Genomic DNA, 15,688 nt, shown 5'->3' on the forward strand with positions numbered 1-15,688 from the left:
ACGATGTATAGGCCATTAATATCTAATCTAGTCTTAGGTAGTCTAATCTAAAAAGCGGTTTAGATTAAGTATTGATCACACTCCATATGAGACAGGCGACTTACTGCGCTGGCTTTACTTATTTTCCGCTATTCAATTCTCACTTTTATTAGTTTTTAGAGGAATAACGTTTTCATTCATTGAGGCTAAATAGCGACTCCAATCATTGAGCATCCTAGTTCGCTCAGCAAGGTACTCACTTCTATTGTAAGCGGCCCTAACCTTATCTCGTTCGCCGTGTGATAGCTGACGCTCGATAGCGTCAGCGTTGTAGCCTGATTCGTTTAGAAAAGTGCTGGCGGTGGTTCTAAAGCCATGTACCGTCGCCTTGTTTTTATAGCCCATTCGGTACAGCAATTGAATCATGGCATTAGTGCTAATTGGCTGTTTGGGCCTTTGCGGGCTAGCAAATACGTATTCACGACTTCCGTTGTGTTGCTGCAAAATTGTAAACAGCTCAATTACCTGATCTGAGAGCGGTATTAGGTGATCAGCAGCTTGAGTTTTCATGCGCTCAGCAGGGATAGTCCATAAATGGTTTTCAAAGTCGATCTCAGCCCATGTGGTGAACCTTAACTCTTGGCTACGCACAAATGTATGCGCCACAATCTTGGTCGCCGCTTTTACTATTGCATGGCTATCGAAGCCTTCTAGCTTGCTGAAAAACGCGGGGAGTTCCTTCGCTTCTAGCGCATTTAGGTGTTTAACCTTTTTAGTTTTTAGTACACCAACTAACTGAGTTGCTGGATTGGTTTGAGCGCGCTCAGTTAGGATGGCGTGTTTAAAAATCACTTCACAGCGTTGACGCAATCTGGCCGCCACGTCTAATGCACCTCGCGCTTCTACTTTTTTAAGCACTTCAAGTAGGTCAGTGGGCGATATTTGATCGATTGGCTGGTCTTTGAGAATCGGGAACAGATCACGCTCCATTTGTCGCCAGACTTTATTTGAGTGTATGGGCTTCCAGTTAATCTCTTCTTTATCAAACCACTCCTTCGCAACATTACCAAAGGTGTTAGATAGTTGCGCTTTTGCTTGGCGCTTGGCCTTGGCAGGGTCGTTGCCCTTTTCCAGTAATGCGAGCGCCACATCTCTTAGCTTTCTGGCTTCGGCTAATGATGTGAATGGGTATTTACCGTGAGTGAGCAGCTTCTCCTTGCCGTTGATACGGTACTTTTGCCTCCATGTTTTAGTTCCACTAGGACGAACATAGATATGCAAGCCATGAGCATCTGAAACCTTGTACGGCTTCTCTTTGGCCTTCAATGAATTGATCTTGCTAGTAGTAAGCATAAAATCACTATAACAAAAGAACCCCCAAATGTACCCCCAAATAATGTGGATTTACTGAAATGGCAATGGACTAGCTAGGACGTAAAACAGGCGAAAACCCGCATTAAATATGGCTTATTGGAACTTTACAGGATTGAATAAAACTAAAGAATGGTGCCCGGGGCCGGACTTGAACCGGCACGGTGTTGCCACCGACGGATTTTAAGTCCGTTGCGTCTACCAATTTCGCCACCCGGGCATACTAATTAGGTGTGTAGGGATTGGCTTCCCTCTACTAATTTTTCATAGCGGCTCGTTGCGAGCTGCCGTTGGTCGTGTTTGCCAGCTATTGCTGACTGACCTTTACTGATGCGTGCTTCTAGCACGACTACCGCTAAACTAAATGGAGGCTCGAGCCGGAGTCGAACCGGCGTACACGGCTTTGCAGGCCGCTGCATAACCACTCTGCCATCGAGCCATTTAGTGCAGTACTGAGTTTATTATAAACTAACCGACCTAAATTCGATCAACAATATAACTTGCTCAAATAGAAACGGGAAAAGACGTTGCTTTTCCCGTTTCTGTTGTCTTTGGAGCGGGAAACGAGATTCGAACTCGCGACCCCAACCTTGGCAAGGTTGTGCTCTACCACTGAGCTATTCCCGCTTGAGTGGCGCTATTATATGCAGATGAATCGGCTAGTCAATCGTTGATTTAGGTTTTATTTCAAAAATCTCGAAACTAGCTTAATCTGCCTTAACTGCATTATAGGCAGCGCGCAAATAGATCGACATTGACCAGATAGTGAGAACACCTGCTGCGTACAACATTAGCTCGCCGATCAACAACACCGGTAATCCAATAAAGTGACTTTGAAACAACAGGCAGCCAATGGCTCCCATTTGAATGCCGGTTTTGTATTTACCAACGGTGGAGACCGCAACATTGGCACGTTTACCTAATTCTGCCATCCACTCGCGCAATGCCGACACAGTGATCTCGCGACTGATAATGACAATCACCGTTACGATAAACAGCATCTCGCTCCACAATCGCGAATGCAGGTTCACATCACTGATAACCAGCAGCAACATGGTTGAGACTAATAACTTGTCGGCAACCGGGTCGAGAAACGCACCGAGCTTACTGGTTTGATTCCAACGTCGGGCTAAGTAGCCATCAAGGGCGTCACTAATTCCGGCTAAGGTAAACACGATGGTGGAATACCAATTGCCGTATTTAATGTCCGAAAAATAGATGATCGCAATTAGCGGAATCGCGATAATTCGAAACAGAGTCAGGCAATTAGGAATGTTTAAGCGCATGGTTTTCATCGACAAGCGATGTTAATAATTAGGGTAACTACGAGTTGTAGTTTAACATTAAAGCAAGGCGAGATTTAACTCGCTTTGATAAGTTGTGGTGGACTTAATTGGCTATTTTCGCAAGTAGTGATAGATTTTATCAGCGAGGTCTTCGTTAATGCCAGTGACTTTTGCAAGATCTCTCATGCCAGCCTGTTGAATGCCCTGCAGCCCGCCAAAATGCTTCAGCAAAGCTTGCCGGCGTTTTGCACCGATACCCGGTATCTCTTGTAGAATCGATTGCGTTTGTGCCTTACCGCGACGAGCTCGATGCCCGGTAATCGCGAAGCGGTGAGCTTCATCACGAATCTGTTGCACCAAGTGCATGGCCGGCGAGTTGGCAGCTAGCTTAATGCCAATTGACTGACCCTCAACAAACAAGGTTTCAAGCCCGGGTTTTCTGCCCTCACCTTTGGCTACCCCAACTAACAAAACATCGGTGATTTGCAATTCACGCATAATCTCTGCCGCCGACGACAACTGACCCTTGCCGCCATCAATTAACAGCAGGTCGGGTAGCTTGCCCTCTTCTTTGAGTACACGCTTATACCGACGCATAATGGCTTGTCGCATAGCGGCGTAATCGTCACCGGGCGTAATGCCAGTAATGTTATAGCGCCGATAATCAGATTTAGTAATCCCCTTCTCAGTGAACACCACACAGCTAGCGACTGTTTGCTCGCCCTGTGTGTGACTGATGTCGAAACATTCGATCCTTGTTAGTTGTTGCTCGAGTTGAAATACCGCCGACAATGCTTGCAGACGTTTCTCAACGCTTTGTTTCTCCGACATATGCCGCTTGAGTCGCTCGGTAACGTTGAGCTGTGCCATTTGCAGCCAGTCACGCCGGTGACCACGCACGGAATGAACGATCGATACCTTGCGGTCGCCTTGTTCGGTAAGCCATGTTTCTAAATTGTCGCCGTCAGGTAAGGCTTGCCCGACCAATATCTCTTTCGGCGCGGAACGTCGATGATAATACTGTGTGATAAATGCGCTGAGTATTTCAACCTCAGTAAAATCTAAGGGCACCTTGGGAAAATGACCATTACTGCCGCTATGGCGACCACCACGAATAAATGTCACCTCAACGCAGACCTTACCGTGCAGAGTCGCAACGGTAATAATGTCGATATCAGAATGCCCGGCAGTAATCGATTGATGCGATTGCACTCGGCGCAACGCATTAATACGGTCGCGCCAACCAGCGGCTTCTTCAAACTTAAGGTTTTTTGACGCTTTCTCCATATTGGTTTGCAGCAAGGTATTTAATGAGTCGTCTTTGCCTTGCAGAAATAATGCCGCAAGCTCAATATCTTTGCTGTAGTCCTCTTTCGAGATAACACCAACACAGGGGCCACTGCAACGTTTGATCTGGTACTGCAAGCATGGGCGTGAGCGATTGCTGAAAAATACATCGTCACATTGCCGAACCGGTAATACCTTTTGCAATAAGGCCAAAGTGTCGCGAATTGCAGTAACCCCAGGATACGGGCCAAAATAACGCCCGGGTTGACTGCGGTCGCCGCGATAAAAGCTTAACCGCGGATAGTCATGCGAATCGTCGATATGAATGAATGGGTAGCTTTTGCTGTCACGCAGTAGAATATTGTAGCGTGGCTTATGTTGCTTAATAAGGTTGGACTCTAAAATCAACGCCTCATTCTCGGTGTGTGTGACTACCACCTGAATGTCTTCGACCTTTTGCATCATCGCTTCGGTTTTAATCGGCAAACCGGTGGTGCGAAAATAACTGGATAATCGTTTTTTTAGATTTTTCGCTTTGCCAACATACAGTAAGGCACCTTGCGCATCGAACATTTGATAAATGCCCGGCGCTTGTCCGACGTGTTGCAAAAAAGTTTTAGAATCAAAAGCCAAGGTAAGCTACATAAAAGACCAATTTCAAGCACATTATAACGTTAATCAGGCTGGTCTTGAGACGCTTCGTTCACCTATAATCGCGACTTACCAAAATTACCCCTCTACAAGGCAATGGCAAAGATATCGGCAAATGAAATTCGACTTGGTGGCTTAGTTGAGCACCAGGGCAACTTATGGCGCGTTCTTAAAAAGAGCCATGTGAAACCTGGCAAAGGTGGTGCGTTTGTTCAATGTGAATTGAAAGACATCATCAACGGCACCAAATTGAATGAGCGCTTTCGCTCTACCGATAAAGTCGAGCGACCACATGTAGAGCCACGCAAGATGCAATACCTTTATGCTGACGGCGATGACCATATCTTTATGGATAGCGAAACATATGAGCAGCTAATTTTGAGCGCTGATGACATATCAGAGCAAGCCGGCTACCTACTGCCAAACACTGACGTGCAAATCAACTTCTACGATGAGACTCCGATTGGCGTTGATCTACCGGCCAACGTGGTACTCGAAGTTGTCGACACAGAAGGCGTGGTTAAAGGTCAAACTGCCGCGAGCGGTGGCAAACCGGCCAAATTGGAAACGGGGATCCGTATCACTGTGCCTACATTCGTTAACATTGGCGAGAAAGTCAAAGTTAACACTGAAACCGGCGAGTATGTTGAGCGAGCCTAGTAAGCCCGAACATTTTCAAGCTTAATTGTGAGGCTGGTATTCAGCGAGCCTCACAATCGAATATTACCTTCGCTGGGCTTTTAAAAATTACAGAGCTTTAAAATTAAAAGGCTGTGAAAGTTAATAGTCCGACAGCGAGTCAAACTGAGAATCACATACAAGTAGCAAACAATGGCCGCTACGCGCTATTGATATTTGACGTGTAAGATTGTCTCAGTTTATGTGTGTTAATAGCTAAATACGTCCTGGTAGCTCAGCTGGATAGAGCAGCCGCCTCCTAAGCGGCAGGTCGGAGGTTCAAATCCTCTCCAGGACGCCACACATAGCCACCGCTAAGCTGTGCTCTTTTCCAGCAGCATGGCATCGCCATAACTAAAAAAACGATAGCCTTGCGCAATAGCGTGCTGATAGGCTTGTTGAATTGGTTCTGTACCAGCAAACGCACTGACTAGCATCAGCAAGGTTGATTCAGGTAAATGGAAGTTGGTCTGCAGTAAGTCGATCACCTTAAACTGGTAACCTGGATAAATAAAGATATCCGTGTCGCCCTGAAACGGCGCTATCAATTCATCACCAGTCGCTTGCGCCGCCGTTTCGAGTGAACGCACCACCGTTGTACCAACCGCAACAATACGCCCGCCTCGCTCTTTAGTCAGTTTGATCTGATCGCAAACCTGCTGATTTACATCTACGTACTCAGAATGCATAACATGATCTTCGACCTTGGTAACGCGAACCGGTTGATACGTTCCAGCACCAACATGTAAAGTTACTGTGGCGATATCCACTCCTTTGGCTCGAATGCGGGCTAACAACGCATCGTCGTAATGTAACCCTGCGGTTGGCGCGGCGACGGCGCCCTGCTCCTTAGCAAACACAGTCTGATAGCGATCAGCATCACCAGCCGTGTCGTTGCGATCAATATACGGCGGCAAAGGCATATGCCCTACCCGCTCAAACCAATCAAACAAAGAACCTTGCTGATTGGACTCTAATTCAAAAAACGTGTCACGCCGCCCAGTCACCATTAGGCGTGCTGAATCATCACCATCTACGTGTAAAACTTGGCCTGGTTTGGGCGCTTTACTGGCTCTAATTTGCGCTACAAATTGATTTGCACCGGTTATACGCTCAAGCAATATTTCAACACGGCCACCCGTCTCTTTTTGCCCATGCAATCGAGCTGGAATCACCTTGGTGTTATTCAACACCAACAGGTCTCCAGACTGTAGTTCGTCAACAAGATCAGGGAACTGCGAGTCTTCAATCCCGCGACCTTGCATAAGTTTCAGCAAGCGACTAGCGCCGCGTTGAGGACTAGGAAATTGAGCGATCAACTCGTCAGGTAGATCATAGGTAAAATCAGCAATATTCATATTTGCGGAGTCTATCAGCTCACTTAGCAAAGCTCTATATCAACGCGCTACTGACCTACCTCATGCAGCACTTTTTAATGCCTGAACCTGACTCATAGCCTGATGACGGCCAAGTAATAAAAATGGGGCTGAAATGACACATATTGAGCATAACCCAATGCTTAGCGCGATTGGAATCGGGCTGAGTAGTGCCATAGTGAACAACACGGCTATCCGCATCCACTCAAGCACGCCAGCATAATGGCGATTTTCTAGCACCGACCCAATGGCGAAGCTACTAAACAATACAAAGCCGATTAACGAAGCTAGCTCTGCAAAAGCTAGGTCCGCTGCAACGATGCCAAACCAAACCCCTAAGGTGGCGGTCGCGCTGTATTGCAAAATACTATAAATCTTCAGTGCACCGGGTATGGCGATATCGAATTTCTCAAAGTCTTCTAACTCATTTTTTTCCAACGGGTATTGGTCTACCACATCCGGTGGCCGCCATCCGGTTCGACGAAACCACAGCGTCAGCTTATGCCACCAATTCTTCGTATGCACAGCATCCCAAAATAGCTGATTGTAGATTTGAAAATTTACCCATAACGGATTCCAAGAACGCACCGCACCACGAATTCCATACACGGGCAGATCATCGTCTTGCTCTTCCTGATAAGTGCCAAAAAAACGGTCCCAAAGAATAAAAACACCGCCGTAATTACGATCAATATAAACAGTGTTCTGCGCGTGATGGCCACGATGATTGGATGGCGTTACAAAAAACCACTCAACCCAACCCAGTTTGCCAACATGGCGAGTATGTACCCAAAATTGATACACTAAATTAAGCGCACCGACGGTAACCAACATCAACGGATCGATACCCATTACGGCCATTGGTAGATAAAAAATAAAGCCTAAGAAGCCCGTACCTGTCTGACGTAAAGCCGTGGTCAGATTATATTCTTCACTTGAATGGTGAACCACATGCGAGGCCCACAAGATATTCATCTCGTGGCCCATGCGATGCTTCCAGTAGTAAAAGAAGTCATACACAATAAACGCTATGATCCAACCCCACGCAGAATCGGGCCAACTAAACAGCGCCACACTGTCGTAGACCATCACGTAAATGGTGAATGGAATTAGCCTTTTACTAACCGCGACGAGCTGATTAATGGTTCCGGTTGTGAGGCTGGTTAAGGAATCATTGACGCGGTAATAATTAGTTCCACGCCACTTATCTACGATTAGCTCTAGCGCTATCAAAAGTAGAAAAAAGGGAACGGCGTATAACAGTATATTCATGAGCGCTGTCTCATCTCGTGCAAGTTATTATTAGACCTACGACTCCCCCACAGCAACCCATGCAACACCATCATACAATAGGCTATCGGGCTAACGCCATGGCGCAGCGAAAACCCGACTCCCGCGTGGTTGTACTCTGTTGCGCCCATTAGCTATAAAACGATGTGCCTTCTTTTGCATGTTTAAGCAGTACTGGAGCCGGGGTATAACGTTTGCCAAACTCAGTTTGCAGCGCGCTAAGCTTTTCTACTATCGTGGCAGCACCAATGGAATCCATATAGCGGAAAGGCCCACCAAGAAACGGCGGAAAGCCCAAACCGAAAATCGCGCCGATATCACCGTCACGTGGGCTGCGTAAGATGCCCTCCCCTAAGCAGTACGCGGCCTCATTAAGCATGGTCAACATAATGCGCTCGGCAATATCCTTGCGGCTCAACTCAGTTCGACCGTGATTTGAAACCTGCATCACTTGGTAGATTGTCTCGTCTACGCGCTTACCTTTAGAAGACTCAGAGTAGTCGTAAAAACCCCTGCCATTTTTGCGCCCTTGACGGTCATCGTTCAACACTCGCTCTACACCATCGATTAGCGGAACACGATTACCAAAAGCTTGATTCAGCGTAGTTACGATATGCGCCCCAACGTCTATGCCGACTTCGTCCATCAACTTAATTGGGCCAACCGGCATTCCAAAGTCCTCCAGCGCTGCATCAACCTCTTCTATTGAGACACCTTCTAACACTAAGCGAACCGCCTCCATGTTGTATGGCACCAATACTCGCGTGGTGTAGAACCCTGGCCCGTCGTTCACCACAATCACCGTTTTACCTTGTTGTTTACCAAGTTCAACAGCGGTTGCGGTAACCCAGTCTGCGGTTTTTGAACCTTTAATGACTTCTAATAGCGGCATCTTTTCAACTGGTGAAAAATAATGCATACCAACCACGCGCTCGGGAAACTTAGCTTTAGCAGCAACCGCATCAATGGGAATAGCCGAGGTATTAGTGGCAAAAATGGTCTCTTTATTAGCCGCTAAAGATTCAATGTCGGCCACCATTTTTTGTTTAAGCTCAAGACTTTCAAACACGGCCTCAATCACCACATCACTGTTCTTAAACCCGCGATAGTCCGTGGTGCCAGTCAATTTAGCCATCGTCGCTTGCCGATCAAGCGGCTTCATTCGGCGCCTTGATACAGCTTTGTCGAGAATTTTTCCCACATAGCTAATCCCTTTTGCCAAACCGTCATCTGAGATGTCCTTCAATCGAACCGTGTGATTAGCCTTCGCCACACTCACATAACTAATACCGGCGCCCATTAAGCCGGCGCCTAACACACCAACGTGGTCGATATCGCGCGCAGTTTCTGCGGAATCTACCCCGCTGTCTTTTTTAAGTTCAGTCGTAGCAAAGAAGATGTTAACCAACTGATTTGAGACCGGCGTCATCAACAGCTCAGCAAAGCCTTGCGCTTCGATCTTCAAGCCCTTGGCAAGACTAGTGCCTAAACCACGGTTAACCACATCTAATATTTTTAACGGTGCTGGGTAGTGGCCTTTAGTCATTTTAAGCGCTTGAGCTCGCGCCTTTGAGATCACATAGGACCGCATCGGTCCAATTTTCATCAATTTGTTGATCACGCCTTGCTTACGGCGAGGTTTGCGCTTGGCAACATAGTCGGCGGCAACTCGCTCTAGTAACGCGGCTGGCACTACCGAATCGACCAAACCGGCATTTAACGCTCGTTTAGCATTTAGCTGCTTACCGGTTAACAATAAATCCAACGCGGTTGGCAAATCAATGAGTCTCGGCAAGCGCTGGGTACCACCGCCGCCAGGCAAAATACCTAACTGCACTTCGGGCACGCCAATTTTGGTTGCTTTAGAGTCAGACGCTACGCGATAGTCAAATGCGAGAGCCAATTCCAAACCGCCGCCCAAACATACGCCATCAATCGCGGCCACGGTAGTGAATGGCAGATCAACAATGCGCTGAAACATTGCATGCAGCAACTCAGAGGATTCGGCCGCTTGCGCCACAGAATCAATACCTTGCAACATTGATATATCAGCACCGGCCAAAAAACAACCAGGCTTAGCAGACTTGAAGATTAACCCCTGCACGGTTGTATCTAGCTCTAATTGACTAAATACCGCCTCGTAGTCGGTTTGGATTGCTCGATTCAGAACGTTTTGCGGCTGAGTTACATCGTTCATCGTGATGATGGCGATATCATTTTGTTTTTCTAAGTTAAACACACTCATATTCATTTCCTAGTTTGTCGCTGCCAAGCCAAGCTTGTTACGCAGATTCGAGCACCATTGCTGCACCGAGACCACCAGCCGCGCAAGCTGTGATCAACCCAAATTGTCCACCAGTGCGCTTTAAATCATAAAGCATCTGGGTCAACTGACGTGTGCCAGTAGCGGCAAATGGATGCCCGAGTGAAATTGAACTGCCGGAGACGTTCAGTTTATCAAAATCAACTTCGCCAATTGCTGTGTCACGATTGAGTCGTTCTTTAGCGAACTGTTTGGAGCCAAAGGCTTGGGTATTCGATAACACTTGCGCAGCAAATGCTTCATGCATATCGATAAGATCTATTTGTGCCAGCGTCAAACCAGCTAAATCAAGCGCCTTGGGGGTAGCAAAAGAAGGTCCCATCAACATCTGCCAATTCGGATCGATCGCCGAGAATGCAAAACTGTTAATGTAGCCGAGCGGCTGCAAACCTAATTGTTTGGCTTTACTCTCGCTCATTAGAACCACCGCCGACGCACCGTCGGTAAGCGGCGAGCTAGTTGCGGCCGTAACAGTGCCGTATTTACGGTCAAATACCGGTTTTAGGCGCGCATATTTTTCTAGCTCAGAGTCAGCCCGAAACAGATTGTCTTTACTGATAGGCTGGTAACTGGGCCCAGTAATCACCGACATTACTTGCTCATCGAACCAACCTTGCTCCCACGCTTTTGCCGCATTAATGTGTGACCGGTGCGCCAGCGCATCTTGATCCACTCGGCTAATGCCGTTCTCCTTCGCCATTTTTTCAGCCGCCTGCCCCATGGTGAGCTCCGAAGAAGGCTCTTTGATCGCGGGTTGCGTAGGTATAAGATCTTTTAAACCGATGCCTTTAAATGCTTTCCACTTTGGTCCTTTGCTATAACTAGAGCGAACCATGGCCTCGGTCATTTTCTTGTTGAAACTAATCGGCGGTTGCGACATGACATCGCAGCCTCCGGCAATGCCAGTATCTATGATTCCCGCTTGTATATTCATGGCAATATCAACCGCTGACTGATAGCTGCTAGCACACGCCCTGGAAACACTGTATGCATCGGTCTGCACTGGCAAGTTTGCACTCATCACGATTTCTCGCGCTATATTTGGTGAGTCCGGTGCCATTACGACTTGCCCAAACACTAATTTTTCAATTAATTGCTTGTCAACTTCAGCTCGTTGCACCAGCTCGGCGACCAACTCAGCCGCCAATGTTCGAGCGGGTAACTTACTGTAACCGGTTGCGATTCGCAGAAAAGGTGTTCTGGCGCCGGCGATAACCGCCACGCGTTGCTTGGATGTATCCATGGTGAATTTCCGTGGTGAGTTGGAATACGCTCAAATTGCGTAAAACAATTGAGTTACACAATAATAGCAAACTATCAGCTAGTCGCGCAGACAGGCTCGACAATATGTCCACTATTCAGAGTTCGAATAGCCGCTGCCAATTAAAGTAGGGGCCGGGGTCGGGTTTGCGCCCTGGAGCGATATCGCTGTGCGCAAAGATATTCGACTCAAGGATGTTAGGGTAAGCCGCGCGTAAACTAGCGATCAGCTCACGTAATTCTCGATATTGTGCGTCGGTGAAACCATTCGGATCGGTGTCTAAGCCTTCTAACTCAATACCAATTGAAAAATTATTTACTTTAGGCCGTTGCAAGCATACCGACTCACCGGCGTGCCACGCGCGGTCATGGGTAGCCACAAACTGTATCAACTCACCGTCGCGCTTTACTAAAAAATGTGCCGAGACTCGCAGGTCGGCTATGTGCGTAAAATATGGATGCTCGTGCCCAGCTAGTTGATTAGTGAAAAAACGTTCTATTTGATCACCACCATATTCACCAGGCGGTAACGAAATACAATGCACGATTATGCATTCAGGCTCAGCACCGATGTCGCGCTGATCAAAATTCTCCGACGGCAGATGTCGCGCTGAATCAATTAACCCTGAACTGGTGTCTAAATGCATTCTGGTATTAGTCAGAATGTAAGGTACGGCTGTGCAAAAAACAAAATAAGGCCGGCAAACACACCAGCCAACACATCATCAATCATAATGCCAAAGCCACCATGTACATGGCGATCGAGCAGCTTAATCGGCCACGGCTTTAAAATGTCGAAGATTCTGAATAGAACAAACCCAACAACCACATTGAGCCAAGTTGGTGGCACCGCGATGAGAGTAATAAACAAACCAACAAATTCATCCCAAACGATGCTTCCATGATCATGTGCGCCTACATCGGAAGCTGTTTTACCGCACACATAAACGCCAACCACGAAGCTAAGCAGAATGAATGCTAGGTATGCTGGCAGTGTGGCAGGCAACCAGGCCACCGCAACTAAATAGAATGGCACGGCGGCCAAGGTACCCCAAGTACCCGGTGCAGGCTTAAGTAGCCCAGACCCAAACCCAAGTGCGACTAAATGTACTGGGTCGCTAAGGGTAAATTTAACCGGATCGTTCATTGTTTATCCAAAATGTTGAAATCCTAAATCAGAATTAAGTTTAACGGGTTTTCCGTTTGCCAGTAATCTTACGGGTATAGCAGTTTTTTCGACCACGCTACCGATGCGTGTAAGCGGCACGGAAACAACATCTGATATAGCTAATATAGCTTCACGTTGTTTGCTTGGTGCGGTGAAGGCCAACTGGTAGTCATCGCCGCCGGCTAAAGCGGACTCGTAGCTGCCACCAGACTGTAGATAGGCTCGATACGTGTCAGACAGTGGCACTCGCTCCTGATGTATTTCAATACAGACCTGACTAAGACTTGCTACGTGAGCCAAATCGGCCAATAAACCGTCTGAGATATCCAGCGCTGCCGAAGCTACTCCACGTAGCGCTAGACCCAGCGCAACTTGCCCAGTGGGACGATGCAATGCGGGCGCAATATTCGAGAGAGCCGATTCAGGCAACTCGATCTGCCCTAAAATTACTTTGAGAGCCAGCGCCGCGTCCCCCACCGTATTGCTTAGCCAAACATCATCACCGAACTCAGCACCTGCTCGTGAAATAGCTTTACCTTTTGGCACTAAACCCATGATAGTTAACGATAAACAAAGAGGCCCCTTAGTCGTGTCACCACCAATTAGTTGTACTCCAGCTGATTCCGCTGCGGCGTCAAGTGCATTAGAAAACGCGGCTAACCATGCCGCGTCTTCATGCGGCAAGGTCAATGCTAACGTTGCCCATTTAGGTTCGGCGCCCATCGCGGCCATATCGCTGAGATTAACCGCTAATAGCTTATAGGCAAGGTCAGCTGGAGCCACGCTAGGAAAAAAGTGGACACCTTCAACCATAGTGTCAACGCTAACCGCTAACTGCATTCCGCTAGGGACATTAACGACCGCGGCATCGTCACCAACACCGATCACTGTGTGCTCGGAGGTAGCACCGATACCCTTACAAAAACGGTCGATTATCGAAAACTCAGACACCGTTATTCGCGCGCCTATTAGTTAGTCGGCCTTGCTACGTAGTGTATTAGCAAGCTTATCCATAACGCCGTTAACGAATTTATAGCTATGATCGGAACCGAACACTTTGGCCAGCTCGATCATTTCATTAAGCACAACCTTGGTTGGCACATCACTGCGATACAACAGTTCATAAGCACCAAGCCTTAGGATCGCTCGTTCCACGGGGTCGAGACTAGTGAAATCACGCCCAATGTAGGGGCTAATGGCGTCATGCAGAGCCGGCTCAACTTTCGGAAGCTCAGTCATAATCTCACGCAAATACTTGCGGTCGACGTTCTGCATGTCGTGAATTTGAGTGAACTGCCCTTCTATCTCGTGAGCAGCCTGTTTAGTCAGATCCCATTGGTACAGCGCTTGCACCGCTGCGCGGCGCGCATTATGCCGACTAGATAGCGGTTTGCTATTGGCCATCTTAGAGCTTAGCCATAAGGTTAACCATTTCAACAACGGTCATTGCTGCTTCGGCACCTTTGTTACCAGCTTTAGTGCCGGCACGCTCAATCGCCTGCTCAATACTATCGACAGTCAACACACCGAATCCAACTGGAATACCTGTCTCCAGCTGTACAGAGTTAAGACCTTTAGCACATTCGCCAGCAACAAAGTCGAAATGAGGAGTCGAACCGCGAATCACAGCGCCAAGCGCAACCACACCGTGGTATTTACCGCTTTCTGCCATTTTTTTGACTGCCAACGGAATTTCGAAAGCCCCTGGCACATAGGCCACACTGATATTCGATGTGGACACGCCGTGGCGCTCCAACACATCGATAGCGCCGCCTAATAAGGCGTCACCAATAAAACTATTAAAACGCCCTAACACGATAGCGATGTTCTGGTCGTTGCCTTGCAACTCGCCTGTAATGACCTTGTGACTCATAATTTTCTCTTTAACTCTATAATGCCGTGATTAGTATCGACGGTTATTTTTCAATGTATTCCACGATTTCGATATCGAATCCAGAAAGACCATGTGTTTTTCGTGCGCGACCCAAGACTTGGATCTTACGTGCTCCAAGACTAGATAGTATCTGACTACCTGCGCCTAATAAGCGTAGATGTCCTTGACTTCCGGGGCGCTTATTATCTTTTATTTGATCGATATCGTAAATGATTTCATCTGCGCTTTGTGCATAGCGCAAGATGACCACAATACCAGTCCCCGCTTCCAATATATAGTCAACCGCGTCTTGAACTGGGAATGTGCTCTTATTGTTAAGCCCTTTCAAAACACTCAAGAAATCTGATTCCACATGGATACGCACTGGCACAGGCGTATCTGGGTCAATCTCGCCGCATACCAACGCAACGTGAGTTTCGTCTCGTTCAGTATCTTGAAACAACACGGAACGAATGGTGCCATGTTCAGTGGGAATTTCAGTGTCATTGACAGGTACTACTGTCGGCTCTTTCTCCAACCGATATCGGATTAGCTCGGCGATAGAACAGATCTTTAAATCGTGTTCCTTGGCAAACTCGACTAAGTCAGGCATGCGCGCCATTGAACCGTCTTCATTGAGGATTTCGCAAATCACACTAGACGGATCACGATCAGCTAAACGCGCAAAATCAACGCCAGCTTCAGTATGCCCTGCTCGACTTAATACTCCACCGGATTGCGCCATAATCGGAAAAATATGCCCAGGCATAACGATGTCACCAGGCTTTGCATCGTGCGCTACCGCCGCTTGTACCGTACGCGCTCGATCACCTGCGGAAATACCCGTGGTAACTCCTTCGGCGGCTTCAATAGACATGGTGAAATTGGTGGAAAAGCGCGCGCCGTTGTTGTCGCCGACCATCAGCGGCAAACCGAGCTGCTCACAACGATCTTCAGTCAACGTTAGGCAGATCAACCCACGTCCGTAACGAGCCATGAAATTGATGTCTTCGGGCCGAACTCGGTCCGCTGCCATCATCAAGTCTCCTTCATTTTCACGGTCTTCGTCATCAGTAATAATGACCATTTTACCGTTACGATAATCTTCTAAAATTTCTTCTATGCTGCTTAATGCCATGGGAATTC

General features: G+C 47.6%; 14 protein-coding genes and 4 tRNA genes. 2 read left to right on the top strand and 16 right to left on the bottom strand.

Going from position 1 to position 15,688, the window contains the following annotated elements; all coding sequences use genetic code 11:
• Positions 1-132: 132 nt before the first annotated feature.
• From DFR28_RS06820 to uvrC, 6 genes are all read right to left on the bottom strand, one after another.
• Entirely contained in the window at positions 133-1,332 is a 1,200-nt protein-coding gene (locus tag DFR28_RS06820) for a tyrosine-type recombinase/integrase (RefSeq protein ID WP_113953597.1), read from the bottom strand.
• A 151-nt stretch (positions 1,333-1,483) separates the two neighbouring features.
• Positions 1,484-1,570 (bottom strand) — tRNA-Leu (locus DFR28_RS06825).
• 145 nt (positions 1,571-1,715) lie between these two features.
• A tRNA-Cys gene (locus DFR28_RS06830) sits at positions 1,716-1,789 on the bottom strand.
• Between the two features lie 113 nt (positions 1,790-1,902).
• Positions 1,903-1,977, bottom strand: a tRNA-Gly gene (locus tag DFR28_RS06835).
• A gap of 80 nt (positions 1,978-2,057) precedes the next feature.
• Complete coding sequence (gene pgsA, locus DFR28_RS06840; protein WP_211316918.1) at positions 2,058-2,645, bottom strand: CDP-diacylglycerol--glycerol-3-phosphate 3-phosphatidyltransferase; 588 nt, start codon at positions 2,643-2,645, stop codon at positions 2,058-2,060.
• 102 nt (positions 2,646-2,747) lie between these two features.
• Positions 2,748-4,556, bottom strand: coding sequence for an excinuclease ABC subunit UvrC (gene uvrC / locus DFR28_RS06845; RefSeq protein WP_113953598.1), 1,809 nt, complete (start codon positions 4,554-4,556; stop codon positions 2,748-2,750).
• Between the two features lie 114 nt (positions 4,557-4,670).
• Between uvrC and efp the strand changes: the two genes are divergently transcribed.
• Together efp and DFR28_RS06855 are read left to right on the top strand one after the other, a co-directional pair.
• Positions 4,671-5,234 carry an elongation factor P gene (efp, locus tag DFR28_RS06850; protein WP_113953599.1) on the top strand — a complete coding sequence of 188 codons (564 nt, stop codon included), beginning with the start codon at positions 4,671-4,673 and terminating at the stop codon, positions 5,232-5,234.
• Positions 5,235-5,476: 242 nt separating this feature from the next.
• Positions 5,477-5,553: transfer RNA gene (locus DFR28_RS06855), tRNA-Arg, on the top strand.
• A gap of 13 nt (positions 5,554-5,566) precedes the next feature.
• On the opposite strand, the gene queA is transcribed toward DFR28_RS06855, so the two are convergent.
• From queA to ribB, 10 genes are all read right to left on the bottom strand, one after another.
• Positions 5,567-6,610, bottom strand: coding sequence for a tRNA preQ1(34) S-adenosylmethionine ribosyltransferase-isomerase QueA (gene queA, locus DFR28_RS06860; RefSeq protein ID WP_113953600.1), 1,044 nt, complete (start codon positions 6,608-6,610; stop codon positions 5,567-5,569).
• A 60-nt stretch (positions 6,611-6,670) separates the two neighbouring features.
• Positions 6,671-7,900 carry a sterol desaturase family protein gene (locus DFR28_RS06865; protein ID WP_113953601.1) on the bottom strand — a complete coding sequence of 410 codons (1,230 nt, stop codon included), beginning with the start codon at positions 7,898-7,900 and terminating at the stop codon, positions 6,671-6,673.
• Between the two features lie 148 nt (positions 7,901-8,048).
• Positions 8,049-10,169 (bottom strand): fatty acid oxidation complex subunit alpha FadJ, encoded by a 2,121-nt coding sequence (gene fadJ / locus DFR28_RS06870; RefSeq protein ID WP_425455470.1) that lies wholly within the window; start codon positions 10,167-10,169, stop codon positions 8,049-8,051.
• Positions 10,170-10,200: 31 nt separating this feature from the next.
• Positions 10,201-11,484: an acetyl-CoA C-acyltransferase FadI gene (gene fadI, locus DFR28_RS06875; protein ID WP_113953602.1), complete on the bottom strand. Its 1,284-nt coding sequence runs from the start codon at positions 11,482-11,484 to the stop codon at positions 10,201-10,203.
• 115 nt (positions 11,485-11,599) lie between these two features.
• Positions 11,600-12,148, bottom strand: coding sequence for a 1,6-anhydro-N-acetylmuramyl-L-alanine amidase AmpD (gene ampD / locus DFR28_RS06880; RefSeq protein WP_113953603.1), 549 nt, complete (start codon positions 12,146-12,148; stop codon positions 11,600-11,602).
• Positions 12,149-12,159: 11 nt separating this feature from the next.
• On the bottom strand, positions 12,160-12,648 hold the full coding sequence (locus DFR28_RS06885) for a phosphatidylglycerophosphatase A family protein (RefSeq protein ID WP_113953604.1): 489 nt from the start codon (positions 12,646-12,648) through the stop codon (positions 12,160-12,162).
• A 3-nt stretch (positions 12,649-12,651) separates the two neighbouring features.
• Positions 12,652-13,620: a thiamine-phosphate kinase gene (thiL, locus tag DFR28_RS06890; protein WP_170132003.1), complete on the bottom strand. Its 969-nt coding sequence runs from the start codon at positions 13,618-13,620 to the stop codon at positions 12,652-12,654.
• Positions 13,621-13,641: 21 nt separating this feature from the next.
• Positions 13,642-14,073 (bottom strand): transcription antitermination factor NusB, encoded by a 432-nt coding sequence (gene nusB, locus DFR28_RS06895; protein WP_113953606.1) that lies wholly within the window; start codon positions 14,071-14,073, stop codon positions 13,642-13,644.
• A 1-nt stretch (position 14,074) separates the two neighbouring features.
• Complete coding sequence (gene ribH, locus DFR28_RS06900) at positions 14,075-14,542, bottom strand: 6,7-dimethyl-8-ribityllumazine synthase (protein WP_113953607.1); 468 nt, start codon at positions 14,540-14,542, stop codon at positions 14,075-14,077.
• A 43-nt stretch (positions 14,543-14,585) separates the two neighbouring features.
• Positions 14,586-15,680: a 3,4-dihydroxy-2-butanone-4-phosphate synthase gene (gene ribB, locus DFR28_RS06905; RefSeq protein ID WP_113953608.1), complete on the bottom strand. Its 1,095-nt coding sequence runs from the start codon at positions 15,678-15,680 to the stop codon at positions 14,586-14,588.
• Positions 15,681-15,688: the final 8 nt, after the last annotated feature.

Origin of the sequence: Arenicella xantha (genome assembly GCF_003315245.1) — a bacterium.
GTDB lineage: Bacteria > Pseudomonadota > Gammaproteobacteria > Arenicellales > Arenicellaceae > Arenicella > Arenicella xantha.

Excerpts from the sequence above, each read along its gene's own strand:
- ribB (WP_113953608.1), bottom strand. The coding sequence starts at position 15,680 with ATGGCATTAAGCAGCATAGAAGAAATTTTAGAAGATTATCGTAACGGT.
- pgsA (WP_211316918.1), bottom strand. The coding sequence starts at position 2,645 with ATGAAAACCATGCGCTTAAACATTCCTAATTGCCTGACTCTGTTTCGA.
- nusB (WP_113953606.1), bottom strand. The coding sequence starts at position 14,073 with ATGGCCAATAGCAAACCGCTATCTAGTCGGCATAATGCGCGCCGCGCA.
- efp (WP_113953599.1), top strand. The coding sequence starts at position 4,671 with ATGGCAAAGATATCGGCAAATGAAATTCGACTTGGTGGCTTAGTTGAG.
- ribH (WP_113953607.1), bottom strand. The coding sequence starts at position 14,542 with ATGAGTCACAAGGTCATTACAGGCGAGTTGCAAGGCAACGACCAGAAC.
- queA (WP_113953600.1), bottom strand. The coding sequence starts at position 6,610 with ATGAATATTGCTGATTTTACCTATGATCTACCTGACGAGTTGATCGCT.
- fadJ (WP_425455470.1), bottom strand. The coding sequence starts at position 10,169 with ATGAATATGAGTGTGTTTAACTTAGAAAAACAAAATGATATCGCCATC.
- DFR28_RS06865 (WP_113953601.1), bottom strand. The coding sequence starts at position 7,900 with ATGAATATACTGTTATACGCCGTTCCCTTTTTTCTACTTTTGATAGCG.
- DFR28_RS06885 (WP_113953604.1), bottom strand. The coding sequence starts at position 12,648 with ATGAACGATCCGGTTAAATTTACCCTTAGCGACCCAGTACATTTAGTC.
- ampD (WP_113953603.1), bottom strand. The coding sequence starts at position 12,148 with ATGCATTTAGACACCAGTTCAGGGTTAATTGATTCAGCGCGACATCTG.
- DFR28_RS06820 (WP_113953597.1), bottom strand. The coding sequence starts at position 1,332 with ATGCTTACTACTAGCAAGATCAATTCATTGAAGGCCAAAGAGAAGCCG.
- fadI (WP_113953602.1), bottom strand. The coding sequence starts at position 11,484 with ATGGATACATCCAAGCAACGCGTGGCGGTTATCGCCGGCGCCAGAACA.